We start from the raw sequence: 12,208 nt of genomic DNA on the forward strand, positions 1-12,208 counted from the left end.
CGGACATCGCCACGACCTGCCGGCCGCGGTCGAGGAACTGCGCGCCGATGGCCTGCGGCAGGGCGTTGGCCATGGAGCCGTGGCTGAAGGAGCCGATGATCCGGCGGCGCCCGTTGGGGCTGATGTAGCGGGCCGCCCAGACGTTGCACATGCCGGTGTCGACCGTGAACACGGCGTCGCCGTCGGCCAGTTCGTCGAGCACGGCGGCCACGTACTCGGGGTGGATCGGGACGTGCTTCTCCACCTTCCTGGTGTACGCCTTGACCACCCCCTCCAGGGCGTCGGCGTGCTTCTTCAGCATCTTGTCGAGGAAGCGCCGGTCGGTCTTGGCCCGCACCCGCGGGATCACGCACCGCAGGGTCTCGCGGACGTCGCCCCACACCGCGAGGTCGAGCCTGGAGCGCCGGCCGAGCCGCTCCGGCCGTACGTCGACCTGGACGATCTTCACGTCGTCCGGCAGGAAGGCGTTGTACGGGAAGTCGGTGCCGAGCAGGATCAGCAGATCGCACTCGTGGGTGGCCTCGTAGGCGGCGCCGTAGCCGAGCAGTCCGCTCATGCCGACGTCGAACGGGTTGTCGTACTGGATCCATTCCTTGCCGCGCAGCGCGTGTCCGACGGGCGACTTGATCCGCTCGGCGAACTGCATGACCTCGGCGTGCGCCCCGGCGGTGCCGCTGCCGCAGAACAAGGTCACCCGCCCGGCGGCGTCGATCATCCGTACGAGCTCGTCGATCTCGGCGTCGCCGGGCCGGACGGTGGGCCGGGAGGTGACGAGCGCGGTCTCCACGATCTTCTCGGGAGCGGGCTGGTCGGCGATGTCACCGGGCAGCGAGACCACGCTGACGCCGCCCTGGCCGACGGCGTGCTGGATCGCGGTCTGCAGCAGCCGGGGCATCTGGCGCGGGTTGGAGATCAGCTCGCTGTAGTGGCTGCACTCGCGGAACAGCTGGTCGGGGTGGGTCTCCTGGAAGTAGCCGAGGCCGATCTCGCTGGACGGGATGTGCGAGGCGAGGGCGAGTACCGGGGCCATGGAGCGGTGGGCGTCGTACAGGCCGTTGATCAGGTGCAGGTTGCCCGGGCCGCAGGAGCCGGCGCAGGCGGCGAGCCGGCCGGTGAGCTGGGCCTCGGCGCCGGCGGCGAAGGCGGCGGCCTCCTCGTGCCGCACCTGGATCCAGTCGATGGCGGAGTTGCGGCGGATCGCGTCGACGACCGGGTTCAGGCTGTCGCCGACGACTCCGTAGAGGCGCTGGACGCCGGCACGGACGAGGATGTCGACGAACTGTTCTGCGACATTCTGTTTGGCCATGCGTCCATCAACCCACGGGCGCCGGGGTTGCGCCTGCGGGGTTAGGCCTCACGTTGTCAGGCCTCCCAGACGGCCACTCCCGTACGGTCGTCGGCGTAACCGGTGACGCGCAGTTGGGTGTCGGCGAGGAAGGCGGCGAGGCCGGGCGGTTCGGCGCCGGCCCAGCGGGCTGCGAGTTCGTGGGCGAGGGCCGGTTCGCCGCGCATCGGCTCGGCGAGGCCGTTCGAGGCGAGCAGCAGGGTGTCGCCGGGGCGGGCGACCGAGGCGCGGAAGCGGAAGGGCTCGGCGGGCGGCGGCAGAGGGTCCTCGACGAAGGGGCGGCCGGGGGCCTCGGTGACGGCGAGCTTCATGGTGAGCCGGTCGCCGTCCGCACCGGCCTCGGGCTCCTCGTCCGCGCTCGGCGGTGTGCCGGTCGGTGTGCTCGCCGATGTGCCCGTCGGCGCCGAGCCGAAGCCGACGACCGGCGCGCCGACGGTCGCCGAGGGCTCCGGGACGAGGGGCTCGATGTCCTGCCAGGAGCCGTCGCGGAGCCGGAACAGACCGCCGGGGCCGACGCCGAAGAAGACCCGGGTGCGGCAGTCGGGGTCGGCGGAGAGCAGCAGACACCGCAGCCCCGCCGTGTACGCGTCGGGGTCGAGGCCGCGTTCGCCGGCGCGGGCGCGCAGCTTGCCGTAGGTGCGGTCGGTGAGGCGGTGCAGTCCGGACTTGAGGTCGCCGCGGCGGCCGGAGCGGATGTCCTCGGAGAGCCGGGCGTGGCTGCGGCCGACGGCCTCGCCGATCCAGCGGCAGACGTCGGCGGCGGCCAGATGGGTGTGCGGGGCGGAGCGCCGGCCGGCGGCGATGGCGACCAGCACGAGTGCGGCCTCGTCCTGGCCGAAACGGGCGGTGAGCAGGGCGTCGCGCCGCGGTTCGCCGCGGTAGCGGGCGGAGTCGCCGCGGACGGAGGCGGCGCGCAGGGTGTAGGCGCCGTAGCGGGCGCCGTCGAGGACGGTGTCGGCGACGAGGTCGTCGAGCTCGCCGGGGCGGGCCGCGGGCAGGGTGGTGGGCTCGGGCTCGTACGTGGGCGGGCGGCTGCCCACGTGTCCGGTACGGGGCCGGGGCGCGGGGAGCTGGACCTGCACGGTCGGCGCCTCGACGGGCACGACGGGCTCGACCGGCGGCGGGGCCTCGTGCCCGGCCGTCGTGGTCGCCGCGGCGGAGTCGTACCGCTCGTCGAGGCTGTCGGCGGTCGGCGCGGGCGCGGTGTCCGGCGCGGACTCGTCGTACAGCTTGTCCCACCAGTTGGTGTCCCCCTGCTGAGTCATGCCCTTATTGTCCACCGCACGGGGCGTCAGAAAACGGGACACCAGGAAAAGCGTTACGGCAAAAGAGTGGCGCGAGCGGAAATGGTCCGCCGGACGGCCCCACCCCCCACGGGAGGACCGTCCGGCGGACCGGCGTGATCAGCGCACGTCGTAGGCGCGGACCACGGTCTGGGTGACGGAGTTGCCCTGGGCGTCCGTCAGTTCGGATTTCAGCGTGACCTGTCGGCCGCTCGCTCCCGCGTGGTTCACGGTCGCGGTCCAGTTGTCGCCCTGGTGGGTGACCGGTGCCTCGGTCCAGGTCGTGCCTCCGTCATAGGAGTACGAGAGCCTGGCGGAGGTGAGAGCGGGTGGCTGGTAGCCCGCGTGGCCGGTCACGCGAAGGCCGATGCGCTGACCGTCGGTGGCGGCCAGGGTCTTGAGTCCGTCCTCCGGAAGGTCGTACCGGGGGAACAGGATCGGGATGGACTGAGAATAGACGTTCTCGTCGAGCTTGGAGGTGAATTTCCAGACAGACTGGACGGAGACGGAGCGGGCCCAGACCCGGCTGCCGATCTTCGTCGTGTTCTGTTCGAGGGTGTACGTGCCGGGGTCGGCCGGCACCTCGAAGACGCCGAACGGCCAGCCGGTCGCGCCGATCTCCTCGCCGTCCCGGCTCAGGCGCAGGTTGCCGATGTCGCCGAAGGAGCCGGGCTCGGCGTGGTGGGTGGCGTCGCCCCACATGGCGTCGGCGAAGCCGATGAGGTTGCCCTGGCGCTCGGCGACGAGGACCGGCTCGCCGGCGGCGTCGCGCGGGGCGGTGGGGGCGATGACGCCGTCGTACCAGTTCTCGGTGCGCCGCTCGCCTTCGGTGTAGGCGTGCCGGCCGCCGACCATCAGCTCTCCGAACGGGAAGCCGCTGCCGGTCAGTTGCTGCCAGGCGGTGTCGCCGGGCGTGTAGTACTCGGTGCGGGTGCCGGGTGCCGGGACGGTCTCCAGGGAGCCGAAGGAGACGCCGGTGCCGTCCGGGCGGTAGGCGGCCGGGAACTGGACGAAGTCGGTGCCGATGCCGGCGGAGCCGTAGCGGGCGTCGGTGCGGCCGAGTTCGCCGTCCTCGACCCGGTAGGTCTTCTCGTCACGGATCGAACGGGTCTCGGGGAAGGCCAGGTTGTAGACGTACGGGCTCTTCGCCGTGGCCCGCCAGGCGAGCGTGACCTCGCCCGCGGCCAGCTTGCCGAGGAGCCGGGTCGCCTCGTCGGCGGGGACGGAGACTACGGGCAGGCCCAGGCCGGTGAAGCCGCCGCTCGGGTACCAGCGGCCGGGGGCCTGGTGGTACGTGACGACGGCGAGCGCGCCGGCGGCCTTGGCGTTACGGGCGAGGGCGCCCGCGGCGGTGCTGTCGTCGGGCAGGCGGACGAGGGCGATACCGCCCTTGACCTGGGCGGCGGCGAGTTCCGCGGGAGTGCCGGTGCCCGCGTCGGCGAGCCGGGCGGAGCCGGTGCCGTCGAGGTTGTCCGAGCCGGTGGAGGCGGTCAGCGGGTGCAGGGCCAGGCCGTCGGTGGTGGCGAGCGAGGTGATCTGCGGGGCGGCGGCGCGCCAGTAGCTGCCGAACTCGAAGGTGCCGTCGGTGGCGCGGCCCTCGACGGAGGCGTAGTAGCCGCGGATGGTGCGCGGTCCGGCCGCCGTGCCGGCGTGCAGCCAGGTGTCGTCCCAGGCGCGGGCGAACGCCAGGGTGGCGCCGCGGAGTTCGGACGGCCGCCCGGTCTCCACGGACAGTCGGTGGGCCTCGCGGGCGTCGAGGACGACGGTGGTGTCCTTCTTCAGCTCCAGCTGCGGCCGGGCCAGGTAGCTGACCGAGTCGTTGAGCGTGGCGCCCTGGCCCGCGTCGGGCGTGGTGACGAAGGAGGAGAGGAAGTAGCGGCCGGCGCGCAGCCGGTAGACCTGCTCGTCGGAGCCCTCGTTGAAGCGGCGCTCGCCGGAGGCGTCGTCGGTGCCGATGACGTCGAGGGAGGAGGCGCCGGCGGCCGGACTGCCCTGACGGTCGATCAGCTTGACGCGCAGGGTGACGGTTTCGGGCTCGACGTAGAGCGAGAACGGGGTGGAGACGTGCACGCCGCCGGCGCCGGTCGCGACCACGCGGCCGGTGACGTCGCCGTACTGGGCGCGCTCCAGGTGGGCGGCCGGGTCGAGCTTCAGCGGGACCTCGGCGGTGGCGCCGGCCGGGACGGTGACGGTGCGCTGTCCGAGGCGGGCGACCGGGGTGCGCACGGCCGTGCCGTCGTTGCCGGTGACCTTCTCGACGGCGAGCTCGAGGGTGACGGGCGCGGTGCCGGTGTTGGTGTAGGGGACGGCGACGGTGGTGCGGTCGGCGGCGGCCTGCGGCCAGTGGTGGGTGCCGCCCTGGACGGCGGGGGCGCCGAGCACGGTCTGGTCGACCGCGGCCCTGACGTCGAGGCGGCCGCCGCCGACCTCGCGGGCGTCGCCGGGGACGGCGCTGTCGGCGGAGGAGACGAGCGCGGCCTTGATCTGCCGGGCGGTCCAGTCGGGGTGGCGCTGCTTGACGATCGCGGCCGCGCCGGCGACGTGCGGGGTGGCCATCGAGGTGCCGGACATGGAGCGGTAGGCGTAGACGCCGCGGCCGCCGGCCGCGGCGGCGGAGATGCCGACGCCGGGTGCGGCGATCTCCGGCTTGAGGGTGTGGGCCGCGTCCGCGGCGGGGCCGCGGCTGGAGAAGTACGCGGTGGAGTCGTCGCGGTCGACGGCGCCGACGGTGAGCACGCCGGGCGCGCAGCCGGGCGAGGAGACGGTGTTGTTTCCGGGGCCGGAGTTGCCGGCGGCGATGACGAACAACGTGCCCTTGCTCTCGGCGAGTTGCTCGGCGGCCACGGCCATCGGGTCGGTGCAGTCGGTCTCGGAGGGGTTGCCGAGGCTCATGGAGACGACGTCGGCGCCCTGGGCGACGGCCCACTCCATGCCGGCGATGATCCACGAGGTGGCGCCGGATCCCGAGTCGTCGAGGACCTTGCCGGCGAGCAGGGCGGCGCCGGGGGCGACGCCCCGCTTCCTGCCGCCGCTGGCGGCGCCGGTGCCGCCGACGGTGGAGATGGTGTGGGTGCCGTGGCCCTGGCGGTCGTCGGTGGTGTCGGAGTCGGTGAAGTTCTTCGCCGCGACGATCCGGCCCTTGAGGTCGGGGTGGTCGGCGTCGGCGCCGGTGTCGAGGACGGCGACCTTGGTGCCGGTGCCGTCGTAGCCGGCGGCCCATGCCTCGGGGGCGTGCACCTGGGCGGTCGAGCGCTCCAGGGTGGCCTGGACCTTGCGGTCGAGCCACAGCTTCCTGAGGCCGGTCGACGCCGAGTGCCCGTCGCGGGCGGCGGGCGCGGTGATGTCGGCCCAGAAGGTGGCGGCCTGCTTCTTGTCGGCCTTGAGGGCGACCCCGTCGACGGTGGCGAGCACCTGGCCGCGGGTGGCGCCGCGCGGGGCGGGCGGCACGGCGCGGGCGGTGGCGAGACCGGAGCCGTACACGGCGATGAGCGGCAGGGTCGCGGAGCCGGCGTCGTCGTATCCCTGGCGGACGAGTCCGGTGACGTTGAACAGTTCCTCGTCGACCCGGCCGGCGGCGAGGGCGGCGGTGGCGCCCTCGGGGTAGACGTACAGGTCCTGGCCGGAGCGGCGGGTCTGGGTGAACGGCACGGTGCCGTCCTCGCGGGGCAGCGCGGTGGCGGCCGGGTCGCCGTCGGCGTCGCGGGTCACCACGACCCGGTCGCCGGTCACCAGGGTGACCGTGGCGGTCCGCGCCTGTCCCCGCGCGGCCGCTGCCGCCGCGCTGCCGACCAGCGGCCGTCTTCCGGGCGCCGGATCGTCCTGCGGCGCCGCGGCCGCGGACGCGGCGACCGAGGTCACGGCCAGGACGGCGGCGGTCGCCGCCCCCAGGGCCGTACGCGAAATCGGGCGCATCGCTTTCCCCCTCCTTTATCCGGGCATGCAGGCACAAGGCGTCCATGTCCGGAGGCTGTTGGTGCTGCGGTGGCGCCACATTGGCAGAGGTGAGGGTGGTGCAGGCAGGATGGGCAAGGCGGGAATGCGCCGTGGCCGATTCCCGCCAGGCACCGACGGAACGAAAGCGTCCGCGGCCGTCCCCGGATGTCCGGGTCGTCCGGGGACGTCCGCGCGAGGGTGGGAGCAGGGACATGCTGGGAGCGATAGGTCTCGACGAACGCCAGGAGTCCGCCTACCGCGCGCTGGTCGCGCTGGGCGCGGCCGAGGTCTCCGACCTGGCCCATCGGCTCGCCCTGCCGGAGGGCGACACCGAGCGGACGCTGCGCCGCCTGGAGTCGCAGGGCCTGGCCGCCCAGTCCTCGGCGCGCACCGGGCGCTGGGTCGCGGCCCCGCCCGGGGTGGCGCTCGGCGCACTGCTCACCCAGCAGCGGCACGAGCTGGAGCAGGCGGAGCTGGCGGCGAGCCTGCTCGCGCAGGAGTACCGGGCCGAGGCGGCCACCGAGCCGGCCGTGCACGACCTGGTCGAGGTGGTGACCGGCGCGAGCGCGGTCACCCACCGCTTCCTCCAGCTCCAGCTCGGCGCCGTCGACGAGGTGTGCGCCCTGGTCACCGGCAAGCCGATCGCCGTGTCCGGGATGGACAACGACGCGGAGGCGCTGGCCGTCGAGCGGGGCGTGCGCTACCGGGTGGTGATCGAGCGCGAGGTGCTGAGCCTGCCGACGGGCCTCCTGGAGCTGTCGACGGCGCTCGGCCGGCACGAGCAGATCCGGGTGGTCGACCGCGTCCCGACGAAGCTGGTGGTGGCGGACCGCTCCCTCGCGATGGTCCCGCTCACCGGCCGCGGCGCCGAACCGGCCGCGCTCGTCGTGCACGCCAGCGGCCTGCTCGAATCCCTGATGGGCCTGTTCGAGTCGGTGTGGCGCGACGCGCTGCCGCTGCGGCTCGGCGCGGGCGCGCAGGTCACGGAGGACGAGGTGGCGGGCCCGGACCAGACGGACCTGGAGATCCTCTCGCTGCTGCTCGCCGGCATGACGGACGCGAGCGTCGCGAAACAGCTGGACCTGGGGCTGCGGACCGTGCAGCGGCGGGTGAAGGGGCTGATGGAGATGACCGGCGTGACGACCCGGCTGCAGCTGGGCTGGCACGCGTACGAGAAGGGATGGGTGGCCCGGCGGTAGCGGCGGACGAGGCCCCGTGCCGGAGGCGGCGGGGGTGGCCGTAAGGTGACGGCCGAATTCCGCAACCGTCTCAGGAGAGCACCCGTATGAACGGAAGGCGCCGCCGCGCCCTGCTGGCCGCTGTCACCCCGATGCTGGAGCCCGGTGAGCGGGTGGAGGTGACGACCGTCGTGGGCCTGAGCACCGTGCCGTTCCAGCGGCAGCTGGCCTACGGCCTCGCGTCGGGCATGATCTCGGGCCTCGCGAGCGGCGTGTCGGTCTCGGTGATCCCGACGCCGGTGCCGATGTACCTGGCGATGACGGACCGCCGCCTGATCATCTTCCGGGCGGACCCGATGTTCGCGAAGCCCGTGGAGCACACGATGACGGTCCAGCGGGCGCACCTCTATCGCACGGAGATCAAGGAACGCGTGCTCAACTCGTCCATGGTCCTGTGGTCTCCGTACAGCACGCACTCGCTGAAGCTGATCTTCCCGCTGATCAGCCGCAAGGAGCGCCACCTGGTGGCCGCCGCCCTGCCCGTGGCGACCGGCTGACCCGGCACTCGACGTGTACTCCTTGCGTACCGCTTGACCTGCGGGAACGCGCGGGCTCCGGCACGCTGGGCAGATGGGTGTGTGGCAGCAGCTGCTGATCGGCATGGTGATGCTGCTCGGCCTGTTCGGGGTGCTGACGCCCGGCGTGCCGGGAACGTGGCTGGTGTGGGCCGCGATGCTGTGGTGGTCGCTGCACGAGCAGACCGGCCTCGCCTGGATCCTGCTGGTCTCCGCCACCGGCCTGCTGCTGCTCACCCAGGCCATCGTCTGGCAGCTGCCGCCCCGCCGCTTCCGGGGTGTCGGCATCACCCGCCGGATGGTGGCGTACGCGGGCATCGGCGCCTTCCTCGGCTTCCTGCTGATCCCCGTGGTCGGCGCGATCCCCGGTTTCGTCGGCGGCGTCTACCTCTCCGAACGCCTCCGCCTCGGCGGCCACGGCCAGGCCAGGGCGGCGACGCGCACGGTGATGCGGGCGGCGGGGACGAGCGTGCTCGTGGAGCTGTTCGCGTGCCTGCTGATCGTGGGGGCGTGGGTGGGGGCGGAGATCTGGGGCTGAGGACGTAGGACCCTTCTCGGGCGCTGTGCCGATGCCTTCGGCGCGCGGCGGCGTGATCCTGGCGTCATGAGGGATTTCGACGGTTTCAGCGAGGCGGAGCGCGCCTATCTGCGGACCCAGCGGCTCGGCCGGATGGCCACGGTCGACCCGTCGGGCCAGCCGCAGGCCAACCCCGTGGGCTTCTTCCCGCAGGAGGACGGCACGGTCCTGGTGGGCGGCGGCGCGATGGGCCGCACCAAGAAGTGGCGCAACCTCCGGCGCAATCCGAAGGTGGCGCTCGTCGTCGACGACCTGGCGAGCGAACGGCCCTGGCGGGTGCGCGGCGTGGAGATCCGCGGCGAGGCGGAGCTGCTGGTGGGCCCGCACCCGCTGGGCCCGTACTACAGCGAGGAGGTCATCCGGATCCGGCCGCGCCGGATCCACAGCTGGGGCCTCCAGTAGCCACAGGGCGAGACATCCCCTGGCGAGGTGTCGTGAGATACCGGGCCGCGTAGGAACGCCAGGGGCGCCATTCCGGGCGGTCGGGGAGGCCGGGCGCGGGTACGTCCGGGTCGGCGAGGGCGCGGGTGCGGATGGCGGCGACGGCCTCGGGACCGACTCCGGGGACGGCGGCGAGCGCCGCGGCGGAGGCGTCCCGGTCGGCGCCCGGGTCGAGGCGGAGGGTGCCGTCGGCGAGGACGGTGGCGAGCGGGCCCGCGACCGGGTGGGCGGTCAGGGCGGCGGGCTCGGGGAAGAGGTGGGTGAGCGTGCCGCAGGGGGTCTCCAGGGGCGTGCCGTGGCGCGCGACGAGCCGCGCGGCCTCGGCCGGGCCGGCCACCGTCCGTAGCGCGAACTCCTCCGGCTCGGCGGTGCCGGGTGACCGTACGCCGGGCCGGGCCGCGACCTCGGCGGCGAGGGCCGGATCGGCGCCGAGGCGTTCGGCGACGGCGTACGGGTCGGCGTCCAGGTCGAGCAGGCGGCGCAGGCGCTGCACGGCGGTCGTGAGGTCGCGCAGCTCGGTGAGGTGGATCCGGGCCTCCAGCCAGCCGCCCGCCGATTTCTCGTCGACGGAGACGATGCCCGTGCCGTAGGGAAGGCGGAGCGTGCGCCGGTAGGTACGGGCGCCGGGCGGGCCGGCGACCTCCTCGACGCCCGGCAGCGCCTCGGCGGCGAGCAGGTCGAAGACCTCGGCGGCCGCGTACGGGCCCCGGTGCGCGAGCCGCAGCGGGACGCCGGCGGCGAGCGCGGTGCGGGTTCCGGCGGCGGTGCCGGTGCCGGACTCGGCGCGCAGTGCGGTGGGGGTGCGGGCGTAGACGGCGCGGATGGTGTCGTTGAACTGGCGGACGCTGGCGAACCCGGCCGCGAAGGCGATCTCCGTGACCGGCAGGCCCGTCGTCTGCAGCAGCAGCCGCGCGGTGTGTGCCCGCTGGGCGCGGGCGAGCGCGACGGGCCCGGCGCCCAGCTCGGCGGTGAGCTGCCGCTGCACCTGCCGGGCGCTGTACCCGAGCCGTCCGGCGAGCCCCGGCACGCCCTCCCGGTCCACGACCCCGTCGCCGATCATCCGCATGGCCCGCCCGACCACGTCGGCCCGCACGTTCCACTCGGCCGAGCCGGGCACGGCGTCCGGCCGGCACCTCCGGCAGGCCCGGAAGCCGTGCGCCTGGGCGGCGGCCGCGGTCGGGTAGAAGCTGACGTTGCGCCGCTTGGGCGTGACGGCCGGGCAGCTGGGCCGGCAGTAGATCCCGGTGGTCGCCACCCCGAAGAAGAACACGCCGTCGAACCGCGCGTCCCTGCTGCTGACCGCCTGGTACCGCGTCTCCTCGTCGAGCCCCCCGCCCGCCGCCAACCCTGCTGCCGCCGCCGTCGCCGTGTCCGTCATGCCTCCAGTGTGCTGGAGCGGCCGGGCACGGACTGGCGGTTTCCGGACGGCGAGGAGGGCAGGGGGCGGGGGGACGAGGGCACGGAGGGACGGGGGACGGGCCGGAGGTGATGGGTTACCGCAGGCGCCCCCGCTTCGCGTCCATGGCCGCGCGGCCCTCCGCGCCCATGCGCTTCCAGTTCTTGAGCATCTCGGCGCGGACGCGGGCGTCGGTCTTGGCGGCGAGGCGGCGGTTCTCGCGGATCAGCTTGCGGTAGCTGTCGAGGCGGCGTTCCGGGAGGGTGCCGTCGGCGATCGCGGCGGTGACGGCGCAGCCCGGTTCGGATTCGTGCGCGCAGTCGTGGAAGCGGCACTCGGCGGCGAGGTCCTCGATCTCGGCGAAGACCTGGCCGACGCCCGCCTCGGCGTCCCACAGGCCGACGCCGCGCAGGCCGGGGGTGTCGATGAGGACACCGCCGCCGGGGAGGGCGAGGAGGTTGCGGGTCGTCGTGGTGTGGCGGCCCTTGCCGTCGATGTCGCGCGCGGCCCGGACGTCCATCACGTCCGTGCCGAGCAGCGTGTTGGCGAGGGTGGACTTGCCCGCGCCGGACACGCCGAGCAGCACGCTCGTGCCGCCGCCGGCGACCGCCTGCAGCACGTCGAGTCCTTCGCCGGTGTGCGAGGAGACGGGCAGGACCTGGACGCCGGGAGCGACCGTCTCGACGTCCTCGACGAGGTAGGAGAGGCCGACCGGGTCGGGGACCAGGTCCGTCTTGCTGAGCACGACGAGCGGCTGCGCGCCGGACTCCCAGGCGAGCGCGAGGAAGCGCTCGATCCGGCCGAGGTCGAGCTCGACGGCGAGCGACACCACGATGATCGCGTGGTCGACGTTCGCGGCGAGGATCTGGCCCTCGGACCGCTTGGACGAGGTGGAGCGGGCGAACGCCGTACGACGGGGCAGATACGCCCGTACGTAACGGGGGTCGCCGACGCCGTCGGGGTCGACGGCCGCCCAGTCGCCCGTGCAGATCACCCGCAGCGGGTCGTGCGGCGTGACGAACGCGGTGTCGGCGCGCACGAGTCCCTCGTGCGTCACCAGGTCGCACTGGCCGCGGTCGACCCGGACGACCCGGCCGGGCAGCAGGCCCTGCGCGGCGTACGGGGCGAACTCGGCCGCCCAGGCGTCGTCCCAGCCGTAGGCGGTGAGAGAGGAGGAGAAAGCGTCGGTGGAGAGGAAAGACAAGGGGGACCCTTCACAGGGGTGGCCCCGGAAACGTCAGCCGGTGGCCACGGAGGTGGAGTGGAGAAGCATCTGGTTGCGGGCAACACCCGTCGTCACGACAGCCATCTGTCACACCTCCTGGGGAAAGGGCTCCCACGGCCGCCTCGGCCGTGATCTTCGAAGCGGCCCCACCGTAGACCCGGCCCGGCCGGGTTCCGGCTCCACGGGCGCGTCCAGGCCGAGCGCCTCGCCGAGCTCGGCCTCGCGCTGCGCCATGTTCGCCCGCACGTCGAGGGC

General features: G+C 74.0%; 9 protein-coding genes. 4 read left to right on the forward strand and 5 right to left on the reverse strand.

All coding sequences use genetic code 11. The features are described from left to right. The 3 genes from ACWEV0_RS34315 to ACWEV0_RS34325 all read right to left on the reverse strand — a co-directional run. Nucleotides 1–1,306, reverse strand: a 1,306-nt coding sequence (locus ACWEV0_RS34315; protein WP_453153726.1) for a thiamine pyrophosphate-binding protein, incomplete at its 3' end; no start/stop codon positions are given. A gap of 56 nt (nt 1,307–1,362) precedes the next feature. Continuing rightward, nucleotides 1,363–2,610 carry a protein phosphatase 2C domain-containing protein gene (locus ACWEV0_RS34320; protein ID WP_453153727.1) on the reverse strand — a complete coding sequence of 416 codons (1,248 nt, stop codon included), beginning with the start codon at nt 2,608–2,610 and terminating at the stop codon, nt 1,363–1,365. 138 nt (nt 2,611–2,748) lie between these two features. Then, nucleotides 2,749–6,540 carry a S8 family peptidase gene (locus ACWEV0_RS34325; protein ID WP_453153728.1) on the reverse strand — a complete coding sequence of 1,264 codons (3,792 nt, stop codon included), beginning with the start codon at nt 6,538–6,540 and terminating at the stop codon, nt 2,749–2,751. A 233-nt stretch (nt 6,541–6,773) separates the two neighbouring features. On the opposite strand from ACWEV0_RS34325, the gene ACWEV0_RS34330 reads away from it, so the two are divergent. From ACWEV0_RS34330 to ACWEV0_RS34345, 4 genes are all read left to right on the forward strand, one after another. After that, entirely contained in the window at nt 6,774–7,760 is a 987-nt protein-coding gene (locus ACWEV0_RS34330; RefSeq protein ID WP_453153729.1) for a helix-turn-helix domain-containing protein, read from the forward strand. Nucleotides 7,761–7,846: 86 nt separating this feature from the next. Beyond that, nucleotides 7,847–8,296, forward strand: coding sequence for a hypothetical protein (locus tag ACWEV0_RS34335; RefSeq protein ID WP_453153730.1), 450 nt, complete (start codon nt 7,847–7,849; stop codon nt 8,294–8,296). Between the two features lie 73 nt (nt 8,297–8,369). Further along, a complete protein-coding gene (locus ACWEV0_RS34340; RefSeq protein ID WP_453153731.1) occupies nt 8,370–8,852 on the forward strand; it encodes a DUF456 domain-containing protein in 483 nt (160 codons plus the stop codon). Between the two features lie 66 nt (nt 8,853–8,918). Further along, nucleotides 8,919–9,293 carry a PPOX class F420-dependent oxidoreductase gene (locus ACWEV0_RS34345; RefSeq protein ID WP_453153732.1) on the forward strand — a complete coding sequence of 125 codons (375 nt, stop codon included), beginning with the start codon at nt 8,919–8,921 and terminating at the stop codon, nt 9,291–9,293. Here ACWEV0_RS34345 and ACWEV0_RS34350 read toward each other — a convergent pair. Both ACWEV0_RS34350 and rsgA read right to left on the reverse strand, forming a co-directional pair. Continuing rightward, nucleotides 9,247–10,710 carry a bifunctional transcriptional activator/DNA repair enzyme AdaA gene (locus ACWEV0_RS34350; protein WP_453153733.1) on the reverse strand — a complete coding sequence of 488 codons (1,464 nt, stop codon included), beginning with the start codon at nt 10,708–10,710 and terminating at the stop codon, nt 9,247–9,249. The two genes, ACWEV0_RS34345 and ACWEV0_RS34350, sit on opposite strands and share 47 nt — an antisense overlap. Before the next feature lie 115 nt (nt 10,711–10,825). After that, nucleotides 10,826–11,932: a ribosome small subunit-dependent GTPase A gene (gene rsgA, locus ACWEV0_RS34355; RefSeq protein ID WP_453153734.1), complete on the reverse strand. Its 1,107-nt coding sequence runs from the start codon at nt 11,930–11,932 to the stop codon at nt 10,826–10,828. Nucleotides 11,933–12,208 lie beyond the last annotated feature (276 nt).

It is taken from the genome of Streptomyces sp. NPDC003943, assembly GCF_053605265.1.

What these genes read in the sequence shown, in the direction of transcription:
- ACWEV0_RS34320 (WP_453153727.1), bottom strand. Translation starts at nt 2,610, where the DNA reads ATGACTCAGCAGGGGGACACCAACTGGTGGGACAAGCTGTACGACGAG.
- ACWEV0_RS34325 (WP_453153728.1), bottom strand. Translation starts at nt 6,540, where the DNA reads ATGCGCCCGATTTCGCGTACGGCCCTGGGGGCGGCGACCGCCGCCGTC.
- ACWEV0_RS34330 (WP_453153729.1), top strand. Translation starts at nt 6,774, where the DNA reads ATGCTGGGAGCGATAGGTCTCGACGAACGCCAGGAGTCCGCCTACCGC.
- ACWEV0_RS34335 (WP_453153730.1), top strand. Translation starts at nt 7,847, where the DNA reads ATGAACGGAAGGCGCCGCCGCGCCCTGCTGGCCGCTGTCACCCCGATG.
- ACWEV0_RS34340 (WP_453153731.1), top strand. Translation starts at nt 8,370, where the DNA reads ATGGGTGTGTGGCAGCAGCTGCTGATCGGCATGGTGATGCTGCTCGGC.
- ACWEV0_RS34345 (WP_453153732.1), top strand. Translation starts at nt 8,919, where the DNA reads ATGAGGGATTTCGACGGTTTCAGCGAGGCGGAGCGCGCCTATCTGCGG.
- ACWEV0_RS34350 (WP_453153733.1), bottom strand. Translation starts at nt 10,710, where the DNA reads ATGACGGACACGGCGACGGCGGCGGCAGCAGGGTTGGCGGCGGGCGGG.